17 protein-coding genes and 1 other annotated feature are annotated in these 14,175 nt (G+C 37.0%); all 17 genes read left to right on the top strand.

The window, feature by feature from the left end; all coding sequences use genetic code 11:
* Window positions 1-43: 43 nt before the first annotated feature.
* The 17 genes from RDN22_RS01665 to priA all read left to right on the top strand — a co-directional run bounded on the left by RDN22_RS01665 (window position 44) and on the right by priA (window position 14,166).
* On the top strand, window positions 44-880 hold the full coding sequence (locus tag RDN22_RS01665; protein WP_308555271.1) for a YitT family protein: 837 nt from the start codon (window positions 44-46) through the stop codon (window positions 878-880).
* A gap of 72 nt (window positions 881-952) precedes the next feature.
* Window positions 953-1,033: a sequence feature (ribosomal protein L21 leader region), on the top strand.
* A gap of 14 nt (window positions 1,034-1,047) precedes the next feature.
* Window positions 1,048-1,359, top strand: coding sequence for a 50S ribosomal protein L21 (rplU, locus tag RDN22_RS01670; protein WP_013642181.1), 312 nt, complete (start codon window positions 1,048-1,050; stop codon window positions 1,357-1,359).
* A gap of 18 nt (window positions 1,360-1,377) precedes the next feature.
* Window positions 1,378-1,668: a 50S ribosomal protein L27 gene (rpmA, locus tag RDN22_RS01675; protein ID WP_013438206.1), complete on the top strand. Its 291-nt coding sequence runs from the start codon at window positions 1,378-1,380 to the stop codon at window positions 1,666-1,668.
* Between the two features lie 147 nt (window positions 1,669-1,815).
* A complete protein-coding gene (locus RDN22_RS01680) occupies window positions 1,816-2,925 on the top strand; it encodes a Xaa-Pro peptidase family protein (protein ID WP_308555275.1) in 1,110 nt (369 codons plus the stop codon).
* Between the two features lie 80 nt (window positions 2,926-3,005).
* The gene (efp, locus tag RDN22_RS01685) at window positions 3,006-3,575 is read left to right on the top strand and encodes an elongation factor P (RefSeq protein WP_308555277.1); all 570 of its coding nucleotides are present in this window, start codon (window positions 3,006-3,008) and stop codon (window positions 3,573-3,575) included.
* 17 nt (window positions 3,576-3,592) lie between these two features.
* The gene (locus tag RDN22_RS01690) at window positions 3,593-4,027 is read left to right on the top strand and encodes an Asp23/Gls24 family envelope stress response protein (protein WP_308555279.1); all 435 of its coding nucleotides are present in this window, start codon (window positions 3,593-3,595) and stop codon (window positions 4,025-4,027) included.
* Window positions 4,027-4,419 (top strand): transcription antitermination factor NusB, encoded by a 393-nt coding sequence (gene nusB / locus RDN22_RS01695; RefSeq protein WP_308555281.1) that lies wholly within the window; start codon window positions 4,027-4,029, stop codon window positions 4,417-4,419. The genes RDN22_RS01690 and nusB overlap by 1 nt, the downstream gene beginning before the upstream one ends.
* 56 nt (window positions 4,420-4,475) lie before the next feature.
* Entirely contained in the window at window positions 4,476-5,327 is an 852-nt protein-coding gene (locus RDN22_RS01700) for a bifunctional methylenetetrahydrofolate dehydrogenase/methenyltetrahydrofolate cyclohydrolase (protein WP_308555283.1), read from the top strand.
* Window positions 5,314-6,672, top strand: a complete 1,359-nt coding sequence (xseA, locus tag RDN22_RS01705) for an exodeoxyribonuclease VII large subunit (protein WP_308555285.1) — start codon at window positions 5,314-5,316, stop codon at window positions 6,670-6,672. Before RDN22_RS01700 ends, xseA begins: the two co-directional genes overlap by 14 nt.
* On the top strand, window positions 6,662-6,904 hold the full coding sequence (locus tag RDN22_RS01710) for an exodeoxyribonuclease VII small subunit (protein ID WP_007125351.1): 243 nt from the start codon (window positions 6,662-6,664) through the stop codon (window positions 6,902-6,904). Before xseA ends, RDN22_RS01710 begins: the two co-directional genes overlap by 11 nt.
* Window positions 6,905-6,906: 2 nt before the next feature.
* Window positions 6,907-7,776, top strand: coding sequence for a polyprenyl synthetase family protein (locus tag RDN22_RS01715; RefSeq protein WP_308555288.1), 870 nt, complete (start codon window positions 6,907-6,909; stop codon window positions 7,774-7,776).
* Window positions 7,777-8,589 carry a TlyA family RNA methyltransferase gene (locus tag RDN22_RS01720; RefSeq protein WP_308555290.1) on the top strand — a complete coding sequence of 271 codons (813 nt, stop codon included), beginning with the start codon at window positions 7,777-7,779 and terminating at the stop codon, window positions 8,587-8,589.
* A 13-nt stretch (window positions 8,590-8,602) separates the two neighbouring features.
* Complete coding sequence (recN, locus tag RDN22_RS01725; protein ID WP_308555292.1) at window positions 8,603-10,285, top strand: DNA repair protein RecN; 1,683 nt, start codon at window positions 8,603-8,605, stop codon at window positions 10,283-10,285.
* Window positions 10,278-10,718, top strand: a complete 441-nt coding sequence (locus RDN22_RS01730) for an ASCH domain-containing protein (RefSeq protein WP_308555294.1) — start codon at window positions 10,278-10,280, stop codon at window positions 10,716-10,718. Before recN ends, RDN22_RS01730 begins: the two co-directional genes overlap by 8 nt.
* 156 nt (window positions 10,719-10,874) lie before the next feature.
* Window positions 10,875-11,489, top strand: a complete 615-nt coding sequence (gene gmk, locus RDN22_RS01735) for a guanylate kinase (RefSeq protein WP_025014847.1) — start codon at window positions 10,875-10,877, stop codon at window positions 11,487-11,489.
* A gap of 2 nt (window positions 11,490-11,491) precedes the next feature.
* Window positions 11,492-11,716 carry a DNA-directed RNA polymerase subunit omega gene (gene rpoZ, locus RDN22_RS01740; RefSeq protein ID WP_003547927.1) on the top strand — a complete coding sequence of 75 codons (225 nt, stop codon included), beginning with the start codon at window positions 11,492-11,494 and terminating at the stop codon, window positions 11,714-11,716.
* A gap of 50 nt (window positions 11,717-11,766) precedes the next feature.
* Window positions 11,767-14,166, top strand: coding sequence for a primosomal protein N' (gene priA, locus RDN22_RS01745; RefSeq protein ID WP_308555296.1), 2,400 nt, complete (start codon window positions 11,767-11,769; stop codon window positions 14,164-14,166).
* Window positions 14,167-14,175: the final 9 nt, after the last annotated feature.

The raw sequence follows: 14,175 nt of genomic DNA on the forward strand, positions 1-14,175 counted from the left end.
CCGTTAAAATAAATTAACTAACTAAAAGAAAGGACGCTTACTGATGAAAAACATTACACAACGTTCCTGGATAAAAGGGCTAGTATTTTTAGCGGGACTTGAAATTATCGCAATTGCGATCAACTTCTTTTACGGTCCAATTAATATTGCTGTGGGTGGCTCTACTGGTATTTCGATTTTGGTTGATGCCGTTTGGGGAGTTAATCGCTCAGTGACAGTTTTGGTAGTAAATGGCTTAATGCTGATTCTAGCTGCGATTTTTTTAGGTAAAAAAGTTACTAAAAACGTGGCAGCAGGGAGTTTATTATTGCCGATTTTAATGGAAATTACCCCTAGTTTTGAAATAACTAATAATAAGATGCTTGCAGTAATATACGGTGGAGCATTAATGGGATTTGGAATCTCACTTCTTTACCGTGTTAATGCCTCAAGTGGTGGAACGACTATTCCACCAATGATTTTAAAGAAATATTTTTACTTGAATCCGGCAACCACTCTTACAATCATCGACATGGTAATTATCTTTTTGAATGTCTTCGTTGATGGCTGGGATGCATTTTTACTGGCAACATTTTCTCAAGTGATTACGACAATTACGATGCGCTACACTGAAACTGGTTTTGATAAGAAATACCAGGTGCGAATCATGTCGAACAAATATCTTGAGCAAATTCAAGATATGTTAAAGGACGAATACGAAGGTTTAACTATCTATAATGTTGTCGGAGGCTATAGTGATGAAGATAAACGCCAATTGCTGATCGTAATTGATATGCGTGACTATGGCCCACTTATTTCAAAAATTCATGCAATTGACCAAGATGCATTTATTATTACTGAAAATGTGGCCAAAGTTCATGGCGGACAATGGGGGATTTAAACTTAATATTTAAAATTATTGATATCAACTAAAAACCGTTGTATTATATAAGAGTTGTATTTGTGGAGACCTCCACATCTGCAACCGCACGGCTCGGGGTTAGAAGTCTTCTTGAGTAAGAAGCACCTCAGTTCGGCGAGTCTAAGTATTTTTTCGGAGGTGTACAAATGTACGCAATTATTAAGACCGGTGGTAAGCAATACAAAGTTGCAGAAGGCGACAGCGTATTTGTAGAAAAACTTGATGCTGAAGAAGGCAGCGAAGTAACTTTTGACGAAGTTATCCTTGTAGCTAATGGTGACGACGTTAAGGTTGGTACTCCATTAGTAGATGGTGCTAAGGTAACTGCTAAAGTTGAAAAGCAAGGCAAGGAAAAGAAGGTTGTAACTTTCAAGTACAAGCCTAAGAAGCACTCACACAGCAAGTATGGTCACCGTCAACCTTACACTAAGGTTACAGTTGAAAAGATTGAAGCTTAATTCAGAGGTGAAATGATTATGAATATTTTAGGTATGAAATTATTTGCCCACCACAAGGGTGGCGGTTCTACTGCCAACGGTCGTAACTCAGCTGGTCGTCGTTTAGGCGCTAAGGCTGGTGACGGTCAATCAATCCACGCAGGTTCAATTATTTACCGTCAACGTGGTACTAAGATTCACCCAGGCAAGAACGTAGGTCAAGGTGGAGACGACACTTTATTTGCACTTGTTAACGGCGTTGTTAAGTTTGAACGTCTTGGCAAGTTCAAGAAGCAAGTTTCTGTATACCCAGCTGAAGAAGCTAAGTAATTCAGAATATAATTAAGAAAGACGAATGGCGTAAGTCATTCGTCTTTTTTGCGCCTATTTATAGATTTTAAGACTTTAATTTTAGTATAATAAAATTTAATAAAGTTTAATAAAGTTTAATTATACTAAGCAAAGAAGGTTCTGACTATGGAAGAAAAGCAAGAATTATTATCATTGATTAATAATCGAATTAATCATGTTACAGACTTGATCAAAGAGCATGACGCAGATGTAATGATTATTTTTAATCAAGCAAATTATCGCTATCTCACTAACTTTACAGGTGAAGAAGCTCAACTTATTTTGACTGCTGACGGTGAGCGTACGCTTTTATCAGATTCACGCTTTGCAGGACAAATTAAAGCACAAGCGCCAGGTGAAATGGATGTAATTATGAAGCATTCTAGTGACTATGAAGAACTTACTAAGGCGCTTAAAAAAATGAATGTTAAAAAAGTTTTGGTTGAAGGAGAGTTTGTTTCAGCCAGTGAATTTGAAAAATTAAAAGAACTTAACCCTGACATTCATTTTGAAATGGTTGAAGAACTTGTTGAACGTGTCCGCAATGTTAAGGATGAATTAGAAATTGCAGCGCTGCGTAAAGCAATTGATATTTCAATGGAAAGCTTTAAAGGCATTTTGCCAATGATCAAGCCTGGCGTTAAAGAACGTGCAGTAGGTGCCAAACTTGATTATTTATTTAAAGTTAATGGCGGAGATGGCCCAGATTTTGATACAATTATAGCTTCTGGTGTTCGTTCAGCTTGGGCTCACGGTGTGGCAAGTGATAAAGAAATCGAAGAAGGCGATATGATCGTAATCGACTTTGGTAGTTTTTACCATGGTTATGCCGCTGATATCACTAGAACTGTTGCATTAGGTGAAGTAGACGCCGAAATGCATAAAATTTATGATATTGTTCATGAAGCACAACGTCGCGGTATTGAAGCCGCTGTTGTAGGCAATACTGGCCATGATGTTGATAAAGCTGCACGTGATTATATTACAGAGCAGGGTTATGGCGAATACTTTGGTCACGGTATTGGTCATGGAATCGGTCTTGAAATTCATGAACTTTGTCAACCAGCTTTGCCATTTAGAACGACTAAATTAGTCGATAACATGGTTCATACAGTAGAACCAGGAATTTACTTGCCTGACAAGGGCGGAGTTAGAATCGAAGATGACATTTTAGTACATGGTCAGACACCAGAAACGCTATCAACTTTGCCTAAAGATGAACTAATTTCACTATAGTTGTAATTTTAATAGGCTGAAGTTATAGCCAAAATCGTTTAAGATTGGTAAGATATTAATGTAGAAATGAGGGACTTAATATGACAATGATTTCAGTAAACGAATTCAAGAATGGCTTGACTATTCAATACAACAACGATTTATGGCGCATTGTTGAATTCCAACACGTAAAACCAGGTAAGGGTAGTGCCTTTGTACGTTCAAAGCTTAAGAGCTTAAGAACTGGCGCTGTACAAGAATATACTTTCCGTTCAACTGCTAAGGTTGAAACTGCAGATATTCAAACTAAGTCAATGCAATACTTGTACAACGATGGTTCAAGTTACGTATTTATGGATACTTCAACTTATGATCAATTGGCAATTCCAAATGAACAAATTGGCGATGAATCTAAGTACTTACTTGAAAACATGGTTGTTAGTGTAATTATGCACGAAGGTGAAACTTTAGGTATTCAATTGCCTAACACAGTTGACTTGAAGGTTGCTAAGACTGAACCTAACATCAAAGGTGATACTTCATCAGGTGGTGGTAAGCCAGCAACTATGGAAACTGGTTTGGTAGTTAACGTACCATTCTTCATTAACGAAGGCGATGTTTTAACTATCAACACTTCTGATGGTACATACGTATCACGTGCAAATAAGTAGTTTTTTGAGGTAACGAAATGGCAGATAGTTCAAAAATTCTCTTAAGTGGCGAAGAAAACAGCGAACAAATCAAAATTGATCCAAGCGTTTTAGAAGTTATTTTGGGTATTGCTGCTGAAAAAGTTGATGGCGTTGCAGGTATGCGAGGCAGTTTAAGATCAGGACTTAACTGGGTTCTTGGTCGTGAAGATCACGGCAAGGGCGTTAACGTTAAGGTTGACGAAGACAATAAATTAATTGCCGATGTTTATGTATACCTTGAAAGTGGCGTAAATGTTCCTAAAGTTGGAATGGAAATTCAAAAACAACTTAAGGCACAATTATTGCAAATGACTGACCTTGAACTAAAGTCAATTAATGTACATGTTGTAGGTTTAGTTTTCCCAGAAGATGAAAAAGATACTGAGCAAACTACCTCAGAGCTGTTTCCGGAGGATGAAGTAGAGAAATAATGAACCAACACGAAAGTCGCAAAGTTGCTATGCAAGCCATTTATTTGGCTAACCAAGAGCCAGATTTAAATGCTGAACAAGTTGAAGCTAAAGTTGTCGCAGCGCTTAATTTGAAACAGCTTTCTGCCTATTCGAAGAAGTTAATCGAAGGTGTGCTTGAAAATCGTGCAGATTTACAATCTGCTTTGTCAGAGCACCTAAAAAAGGGCTGGCGTCTTGAACGCGTGAGTCAAATTGTCGTTGCTATTATGGAAGTTGCTCTCTTTGAAATAAAAGATAGTGATGAAATCGATCCTAAAGCAGCAGTAAATGAAGCTTTGAATTTATGTGACGAATTTGCTGAGCCAAAAGAAAAGCCATTTATTAATGGTATGTTAGCAAACTTTGTTTAATGGATGAATAGCCGGCAGTTTTGCCGGCTATTTTTTTAACAGTAAGGAGAAATTTAATGGGAAAAATTCTTGATGGTAAAGCTTTTGCAAATTTATTAGGAGAAAACCTTAAAGAAAAAGTTAAGAATTTAAAAGCTGAAGGAATAACACCACATTTTTGCGTAATAAATATTGGTGACGATCCTGCTAGCAAAATTTATGTGCGTACGAAAAAACGCAGAGCTAAAAAAATGGGCATTATTCAAGATGTTTATCAAATGCCAGCTGACACTAAACAACAAGAAGCATTGGATTTAATTGATAAATTAAATGCTAATCCCGAGATAAATGGTGTAATGGTTCAATTACCAGCTCCTAAACAAATTGATGCAGATGAATTGCTAGAAAGAATTGATCCCAATAAAGATGTTGATGGCTTAACTCCTGCTAATATTGGTCGTCTATGGATGGAAGACCATTTTATTGAGCCAGCAACTGCAGAAGGAATCATTGCACTTTTAAAACATTACGAAATTCCACTTAAGGGTAAAGACGTTGTTGTTATCGGTAGAAGCAATATTGTAGGTAAGCCTCTCGCCGCATTAATGCTTGAACAAAATGCTACTGTAACAATTGCGCATTCAGAAACAACGAATTTAGCAGAACTTACTAGAAGAGCCGATGTTATTGTCTCAGCAGCAGGAGAAGCATTTTTGGTTAAAGCCGACATGGTAAAAGATGGTGCAGTTGTTGTTGACGTTGGTATTAACCATGTTAACGGTAAACTAGTTGGTGATGTTGACTTTGATGCAGTAAAAGAAAAAGTTAGCTATATTACCCCTGTCCCTGGTGGTGTAGGTCCTCTTACTGTACAATTCTTAATGGAAGCAGTAGTTAAATTAACTAGGAGACAAAATGGCCGACAATAAATATTTAACGGTTACTGATTTAAATTACTATATTACGCAAAAATTTAAGAATGATCCGTACTTGCATAAAGTATTTTTGCAAGGTGAACTGTCCAATTTTAGATATCGTCGTAATTCACACCAATATTTTTCATTAAAGGATGAAAAATCTAAGATTAATGTTGTGATGTTTCGTTCCTATTTTGACAAGATTAAATTTAAGCCAGAAGAAGGGATGAAAGTATACGTAGTGGGCTATGTCAGCGTATATGGTCCACAAGGTTCATACCAGTTTTATGCTGAAAACATGGAACCGGCCGGCTTAGGTGCCTTGTATGAACAATTAAAGCAGCTGCAAGCCAAACTTGCTAAAGAAGGATTATTTGATCCTAATCATAAAAGAAAACTTCCACGCTTTCCTGATCGAATTGCAGTTGTAACTAGTGCTTCAGGTGCTGTTATTCACGATATCATGGTGACTGCTAACCGCCGTTTCCCTCATGCAGAAATAGATTTGTACCCAGCTCAAGTTCAAGGTGATACTGCCGCAGATTCTCTAGTGCGTGCTATGCGTCAAATAGCTGAGCAAGGGGATAAGTATGATGTCATGATTATTGGTCGTGGTGGCGGTTCTCTTGAAGATCTATGGCCATTTAATGAAGAAGAGGTAGTTCGGCAAGTTTATGCAATGCCAATGCCGGTTATTTCTTCTGTAGGTCACGAAACGGATACTACTTTATGTGATTTAGCTGCTGATGCAAGAGCAGCTACGCCAACAGCTGCCGCTGAATATGCTACGCCTAATTTGGTTGATGAATTAGCTGGTATTCAACAGCTTCGCAGTCGTCTGTTTTCAAGTATGCAAGCTGTAATTCGTGAAAAACGCGACCGCTTAAACCGCATTAAAAATTCAGTTATTATGCGTGAACCAACTAGGTTGTATGATCAACAAATTGAAACGGTTGATCGTTTAAAGGACCGCTTGCGCAATAGTATGCAAAATAAAGTCGATCGTTCAAAACAAAACTATCTTTTGCTAAAACAAAGATTGCTTAGTGCTAGTCCTGATAAACAAATAGGACAAATGCAGCAGCAAGAACGCTTTTTAGCTAAACGACTAGTTGATAATATGAATCACTACTTAAAAGACAAGCGTAATAGCTTTAGCCAAACTGTTCAGCAATTAGATGACTATAGTCCGCTTAAAACACTTGAGCGTGGATTTGTCTACACTACTGATACTAATGGCAAAACAGTTAGTTCAATCAAGCAAGTTAAAGAAAATGAAAACTTAAATCTGCATTTTAAAGATGGTCAAGTTGAAGCAAAGGTTGTAAAGGTAAAGGAAGAAAACAATGCCAACTAAGAAGAATAATTTTGAAGAGCAATTAAACAATTTGGAACAAATCGTAACTAACCTTGAAAATGGTAATGTTCCACTAGAAGATGCTTTAAAGCAATTCCAAGAAGGCGTAAAGATTAGCCGCGACTTAGATAAAAAGTTAACCAGTGCTGAAGAAACTGTAGCTAAGTTAATTGATAGCGATGGCACTGAACATAAATTGGATCCTAATAACGCATCAGCACCAGAGGAATAAAAATGACAGCATTTACTTATTTTAAAGATGATTGGACTCCTGTTATTGACGATTATTTAGCTAAGCATTTAGCTAATGAAGTTGATAGTCAAAAAATTAGTCAAATTATGTCATACTCAGTAATGGCTGGTGGCAAACGACTTAGACCATTGCTTTTCTTAGCTACATTGAATGCACTGGGGAAGAAAATAGAAGAGCCAGAAATTAGAATAGCTTGTGGTATTGAATTAATTCATACCTATTCATTAATTCATGATGACTTGCCTGCAATGGATAATGATGATTATCGCCGCGGTAAGTTGACTAGTCATAAAAAATGGGGCGAAGCTGAAGCTATTTTAGCTGGAGATGCGCTTTTACCACTTGGAATTCAGTGGATTGCAGAAGGCAGTAATTCTGCTGATTTGGTAAAAATTATTACGCAAGCGGTTGGTCCTAATGGCATGGTAGGTGGTCAATATTTGGATATTGATTCTACTAATAATCAAAGTGTTGCTGGGGATGCCAAATTTATTAATAAAATGGAATGGCTAAAAACTGGTTGTTTAATCAAGGCCAGTGTTGAAATGGCAGCTGTATATGCTAAAGCAACAGATATTGAACAAGTTAAATTGATTGATTATGCTAAGGCTTTTGGTCGTTCTTACCAAATTTATGATGATTTAGTTGACGTAGTTGAAACTAGTGAAGAGGCTGGTAAGGCAACACACAAAGACCAAGAAGAAGGGAAGAACAATACTTTGACACTTCTTGGCATTGATAAGAGCCGTCAAGAATTAAAAGACTTAATTAAACAGGCCAAAGACGACTTGCATGGATTAAATGGCGAAGTTTTGGCAGGATTTTTGGATCTATATCAAAAGGTGTTATAAATGACAAAGCAAAGAGCTGATATTTTGTTAGCAGAGCAAGGAATTTTTCATTCTCGGTCTGCTGCCCAAAGAGCGATTATGGCAGGCTTAGTTTCTGATCATAATCATCAAAGAATTGATAAGAGCGGAACTAAATTTCCAGAAGGCGAAAAGTTTTATGTCAAAGACGATGGTAAAAAGTACGTTTCGCGTGGTGGCTTTAAGCTAGAAAAAGCTTTAAAAGTCTTTGATATTGATTTAAAAGATAAGATTTGTCTGGATATTGGTGCTTCAACTGGTGGCTTTACCGATGTTGCACTGCAAAATGGCGCAAAAATGGTTTATGCACTAGATGTTGGTTATAACCAATTAGCTTGGCAATTGCGTGATGATCCAAGAGTAGTTGTAATGGAAAAGCAGAATTTCCGTTACTCTAAGCCAGAAGACTTTGATCAAGGCTTACCTGACTTTGCAATGACTGATGTTTCATTTATTTCACTTGATTTGATCATGCCACCAATGTATGACATTTTAAAAGATAAGTGTGATGCAGTTTGCTTAATCAAGCCTCAGTTTGAAGCTGGTCCTGAAAATGTGGGTAAACACGGCATTGTACATGATCATGAAGTTCATAAACAAGTGATTGAACATACTATGCAAAAGGCATTAGACATTGGTTTCAATGTCTTAGGCGTTGATTATTCACCTATTAAGGGTGGTAAAGGTAATATCGAATTTTTGATTCATTTACAAAAAGATGAATCAGATGGTGGCCACAATATGTGGCAAGGTACGCCAGAAGAAGTAGTAGAGCGTGCTGTAAACGGCCTTTAGGAGTAGTGATGCTATGTTAGTCGAACTGGACATAAAAAACTTCGCGATTATTAAAAGTTTGAAGGTTCGCTTTCAAGAAAAAATGACTGTCATTATCGGTGAAACTGGTGCTGGTAAATCAATTATTATTGACGCTGTTTCACTTTTAATGGGTGGTCGCGGTCAAAAAGAAATGATCAGATCAGGTGAAAAGAAAGCTGTAATTACAGGTTTATTTGAACTTGATAACCAAAAAGAAAAAATTGCTCAGCTTTGTGATCAATATGGCTTGCCTCATGCTGATGATCAATTGGTAATTAGTAGAGAACTGGCTGCAAAAGGCAGAAATATCGTTAGAATTAATGGGCAATTAACAACCATTAATGTTTTGCGTGAAATTGGTCATTATTTAGTAGATATTCACGGGCAGCATGATCAACAGATTCTGATGGATCAAGATCGTCAGATTGATTTAGTAGATAACTACGCACCAGATTCTTTTAAGAAAGAATTGGATGATTATCAAACTGATTTTAAAAAATGGCAAAGATTGACTAATCAGTTGCGTCATTTGCGTCAAGATGCACAAGAACTTGCTCAAAAACAAGATATCTTGCAATTTCAAAACAACGAATTAGAATCTGCTGATTTGGAAGATCCTGAAGAAGATGAAAAGCTTGAAGAAGAATACAACGAGCTGAATAATTATCAAAAAATTGCTGATACGGCTAATTACTTTATGCAGCTTTATGATGATGACGAGCATGGTATTGCAACTTTATTAGGGGATGCACAAAATGCAGCCACTGATTTAACAGAATTTGGTTCTAAATTTAAGGATTTTGCTAAAACTGTTGATGATGGAGTTTATGCCTTAAACGATGCTCGTAGTGAATTGTCCAATTTAATGGATCAGATGGATTTTGACGAAGAGCGTTTCCAATATGTAACTAATCGTTTAGATACGCTGAATTCTTTGAAGAAAAAATATGGTCCTACGCTTAAAGACGTCTTTGACTTTTACAGCAAGGTACAAAAAGAACTCAGTCAATTTGAAACAGGCGGACTTGATGAAGAAAAACTTCAAGCTGAGGTTGCAGAAGTAGAAAAGAGTTTGACGCAAAAAGCACGCAATTTACATTTAATTCGTGAAAACGTAGCGCATACTCTGGAAGAACAAATTAAGCAAGAACTTGCTGATCTGTATATGGAAAAGGCACGGTTCTCAATTAACTTTGAAGAAACGAAAACTTTTACTGAAAAAGGTACAGATTCTATTGTATTTTTGATTGCACCTAACCCAGGTGAAGATTTGATGCCGCTTGTAAAAATTGTCTCTGGTGGTGAACAATCAAGATTAATCTTGGCTTTGAAGGCAATCTTTAGTCGAGTTGAACCAGTCGGAACAATGATTTTTGACGAAATTGATACTGGGGTTTCAGGTCGTGTTTCAGCTGCCATTGGTAAAAAAATGCACTCCATTGGACATAACAAGCAGGTAATTGCGATTACGCACTCACCTCAAGTAGCGGCTGCCGGCGATCAACGTTATCTTGTAGCCAAGCAAGTAAAAGATGGCTCAACATTTACGCAAATTGGTCCATTGAGTAAAGAAGAGACAATAACTGCCATTGCACAAATGATGGCTGGTCAAGATGTAACAGACGCGGCTAAAAAGAATGCGGCTGATTTGATTAAGAGCATAAAAGATGAATAATATTAACAAATTTTGGAATGAATTTTGTCAAAAAAATAAAGTTTCTCCTGCAGCACTAGAAGGAGCTTATGCGTTTGGTGCAAATAGCCAAGACGCAGATTATCTGAGTGACTTAATTAATAAAGGAATCAAAACAGCAATTACTAGTATCTACACTTCAGCAGATGATGTCCCTGTAGTAGGCATGTATTCAATTGTTTTAGATGGTAAAAATCAGCCAGTATGCGTGATTAAAAACGAAACTGTAGAGATTATGCCTTTTAAAAAAGTTACTGCAAAACATGCTTATTTGGAAGGTGAAGGAGATAGAAGTTATGATTCTTGGCGAAAAGTTCATGAAGACTTTTTCACCTGGGAATGTAAAGAAGAATTAGGTAGAAAATTTACTGAAGATACCGAAGTAGTGTGCGAAACCTTTACTAAAGTTGGCTAAAGAAAAAATATACAAAATATTAAGCTTATCAGTATTGTATTTAAAGAAATACGTGATAAGCTTTTTTTAGTTTTATACAATAAAAAGTGAAAACTTGAAAATCTCGCAATTTTAGTGCAAACTAGATATATTAATAGTTACTAAGAGGAGTTCAGCATGGCGGATAAAGGTTTATTACTTGTACTTTCCGGTCCCTCAGGAGTTGGTAAAGGGACTGTAAAAAGTGCTATTGTGGAGAACAAAGTCTTTCCGTTTGAATATTCAGTCTCAATGACTACTAGAAAGCCACGTCCTGGTGAAGTAGACGGCAAGGATTATTTCTTTGTTAGCGAAGAACGGTTCCAAGAAGCTATTAAAAATGGGGAGCTATTAGAATATAATGAATACGTTGGACATCATTATGGAACGCCCCTTGGTCCAGTAAAGAAAATGCTGCATGAAGGCAAAGACGTTTTACTTGAAATTGATGTTAACGGGGCACAAAAAGTTCGCGAGAAAATGCCAGACGGCGTATTTATCTTTTTAACCCCACCTGATTTGCACACATTGCATTTACGCTTGGAACATCGTGGTACCGAACCAGAAGAAGTAATTCGTGGACGTATCAAGCAAGCTCGAAATGAAATTTTGGAAATGGCAGACTATGATTATGCAGTAGTTAATGATACAGTAGCTAATGCAGTAGATCATATCAAAGCAATTGTTGATGCAGAACATGTCAGTGTTAAACGTGTAATTGATGACTATCGCAAGATGGTCAAGGAGGATTAATTATGAGAATTACTTACCCATCAATTGATAAATTATTATCACGTGTTGACTCACGTTATTCATTATCTGTTCTTGCTGCTAAGAGAGCACATGAACTTGAAGCAGGTGATCCCCCAACACTTGAACACTTTAAGTGTGATAAGGCAGTTGGTAAGGCGCTTGAAGAAATCGCTGCTGGAAAAGTTACAGTTGACCCAGCACATGCCGAGGTTAACCTCGAAGATTAATTGATTGACCTTCATCCTATGGGGTGAAGGTCTTTTTTACAGGTGATTAGATGATTGCTCAAGTGATTGTAGATGTTGCGGCGCGGCAAACTGACCGTGTTTTTGAATATCATGTTCCGTCTGAACTAGAAAAAGATATCAAAATTGGTTCAAGAGTAGTAGTACCCTTTGGACCTAGAAAAGTGCAAGGTTTTGTTGTAGGTCTGTCTGAAACTAGCAATTTCAAAGGAAAGATGAAGGATTTGTTAGTGGTCGTTGATGAAATGCCACCACTGACGCCTGAATTAGTTGAATTATCTGCAGATTTAGCAAAGAATATTTATTCATATCGAATTAAAATCTTACAAGCCATGCTTCCATGGGTAATGCGTGCAGGCTATCGCAAGTTGCTGCTACCTGCAAGTGATTCTGCTAAAAAGATGCCCTTTTTTCAGGGAGATCCAATTGATTTAAATAAGATAACGGATCTAGAGCAGATTAAAAAGATTCGTTCTTTGCTAAAAAATGATGATGCTAAGATCGAATATGTTGTAGACAATAAGGCTAAAAAGAAAAAAGAAAATCAATATTCTTTAGCCTTAGATTTACAAGAATATCCAAAAATTTATAATACTTTGCGTCAAAATGCAGTTAAGCAGAAGCAATTGTTAATGGATATTATTGAACATGCAGATAGTTATCCAAAAATGCAGAAAGAACTAGAAACAAAGTTAGATTTAACTGCTGCTGTATTAAATTCGGCTGTAAAAAAGGGCTGGTTAAAGAGAAATGCAGTTGAGGTTTATCGTGATCCATTAGCTGGTTTTAAAGATGATGAAAAGCCAGTCTCGATAACGCTAAATGATGAGCAGCAACATGCATTAGACGAGATTGCAAATGCTATTGATGAAAGAAAAGCAGAAACTTTTTTGCTTGAAGGAATTACCGGTAGTGGTAAAACTGAAGTTTATTTGCATGCTATTAGTAAAGCTTTAGCCCAAGGTAGAACTGCTCTAATGCTTGTACCAGAAATCTCACTTACTCCGCAAATGGTGCGACAGGTAAAGGCGAGATTCGGTCAAGAAGTTGCAGTTTTGCATAGTGCATTGTCTGAAGGCGAAAAATATGATGAATGGCGCAGAATTCGTCGCGGCGAAACTAAAGTAGTTGTAGGTGCAAGAAGTGCAGTTTTTGCACCGCTTAAAAATATCGGCTTGATTGTAATTGATGAAGAGCACGAATCATCATATAAACAAGAGTCTGATCCACGCTATAATGCACGAGACGTGGCTATTTGGCGTAGTAAGTATCATCACTGTCCACTTGTCTTAGGAAGTGCTACACCGTCTTTAGGAAGCCGTGCACGAGCACAAAAGAATGTTTACCATCTTTTGCGACTAACTAAGAGAGCTAATAATAAAAAATTGCCTAAGGTAAACTTGATTGACTTAAAGCATGTTCAATTTGCAGGTGGTCAATTTGATCTATCAGTTGAATTAGTGGATGCTATTAAAAAGCGACTTGAGAAAAAAGAGCAGGTCATTTTAATGCTTAACCGTCGCGGTTTTGCTAACTTTATGCTTTGCCGAGAATGTGGTTTTGTTTTAAAGTGTCCTAACTGTGATGTATCTTTGAATTTGCATAAGGATACTAACAGTATGCAGTGCCACTACTGCGGCCATACTGAACCTATTCCTACACGTTGTCCTAATTGCCAAAGTTCTCAAATTCGTTTTTTGGGGACAGGAACGCAAAAAGTACAAGAAGAGCTAGAAGAACTATTGCCAGGTGCTAGAATTCTACGTATGGATGTTGATACTACACGTAGAAAAGGTAGCTACAAGAAGATTTTGGACTCATTTGGAAACCATGAAGCAGATATCTTGTTGGGAACGCAAATGATTGCCAAGGGGTTAGACTTCCCTAATGTAACGCTTGTAGGTGTAATTAATGCCGATACTGGTCTATGGATTTCAGATTATAATGCCTCAGAAAAAACTTTTGAATTATTAACTCAAGTTGCAGGGCGAGCAGGACGAGCAGATAAAGAAGGAGAAGTCCTTATTCAGACTTATAACCCAGAACACTATGCTATTCAATTGGCTCAAACTCAAGATTATGAGCGGTTTTATGGCTATGAGATGAATGTAAGACATGCAGGAAATTATCCACCATATTTCTTTACTGTTTTGATTTCTATTGCTGCTAAAAAAGAGCAAAACGCTGCAAGAGAAGCTTTTAAAATTAAGCGCTATTTAACAAAACAACTTCATGCAGAAACTATTATTTTAGGGCCAACACCAAGTGCAATTTCTAGAGTAAAAAATCAATATTATTACCAAATACTGATAAAATATAAAAAAGAACCTAATTTGAATAATTTATTGCACCATGTTCAAGATTCCGCACAGGAAGCAAAGAAATATGGCTTAAGTATTTTTATTGATAATGAACCAGAAAGAATAATGTAAAGGGGACTT

The sequence above is a fragment of the uncultured Lactobacillus sp. genome (assembly GCF_902491705.1).
Lineage (GTDB): Bacteria > Bacillota > Bacilli > Lactobacillales > Lactobacillaceae > Lactobacillus.

Coding starts and splice junctions, on each gene's coding strand:
- RDN22_RS01665 (WP_308555271.1), top strand. CDS start 44: ATGAAAAACATTACACAACGTTCCTGGATAAAAGGGCTAGTATTTTTA.
- rplU (WP_013642181.1), top strand. CDS start 1,048: ATGTACGCAATTATTAAGACCGGTGGTAAGCAATACAAAGTTGCAGAA.
- rpmA (WP_013438206.1), top strand. CDS start 1,378: ATGAATATTTTAGGTATGAAATTATTTGCCCACCACAAGGGTGGCGGT.
- RDN22_RS01680 (WP_308555275.1), top strand. CDS start 1,816: ATGGAAGAAAAGCAAGAATTATTATCATTGATTAATAATCGAATTAAT.
- efp (WP_308555277.1), top strand. CDS start 3,006: ATGACAATGATTTCAGTAAACGAATTCAAGAATGGCTTGACTATTCAA.
- RDN22_RS01690 (WP_308555279.1), top strand. CDS start 3,593: ATGGCAGATAGTTCAAAAATTCTCTTAAGTGGCGAAGAAAACAGCGAA.
- nusB (WP_308555281.1), top strand. CDS start 4,027: ATGAACCAACACGAAAGTCGCAAAGTTGCTATGCAAGCCATTTATTTG.
- RDN22_RS01700 (WP_308555283.1), top strand. CDS start 4,476: ATGGGAAAAATTCTTGATGGTAAAGCTTTTGCAAATTTATTAGGAGAA.
- xseA (WP_308555285.1), top strand. CDS start 5,314: ATGGCCGACAATAAATATTTAACGGTTACTGATTTAAATTACTATATT.
- RDN22_RS01710 (WP_007125351.1), top strand. CDS start 6,662: ATGCCAACTAAGAAGAATAATTTTGAAGAGCAATTAAACAATTTGGAA.
- RDN22_RS01715 (WP_308555288.1), top strand. CDS start 6,907: ATGACAGCATTTACTTATTTTAAAGATGATTGGACTCCTGTTATTGAC.
- RDN22_RS01720 (WP_308555290.1), top strand. CDS start 7,777: ATGACAAAGCAAAGAGCTGATATTTTGTTAGCAGAGCAAGGAATTTTT.
- recN (WP_308555292.1), top strand. CDS start 8,603: ATGTTAGTCGAACTGGACATAAAAAACTTCGCGATTATTAAAAGTTTG.
- RDN22_RS01730 (WP_308555294.1), top strand. CDS start 10,278: ATGAATAATATTAACAAATTTTGGAATGAATTTTGTCAAAAAAATAAA.
- gmk (WP_025014847.1), top strand. CDS start 10,875: ATGGCGGATAAAGGTTTATTACTTGTACTTTCCGGTCCCTCAGGAGTT.
- rpoZ (WP_003547927.1), top strand. CDS start 11,492: ATGAGAATTACTTACCCATCAATTGATAAATTATTATCACGTGTTGAC.
- priA (WP_308555296.1), top strand. CDS start 11,767: ATGATTGCTCAAGTGATTGTAGATGTTGCGGCGCGGCAAACTGACCGT.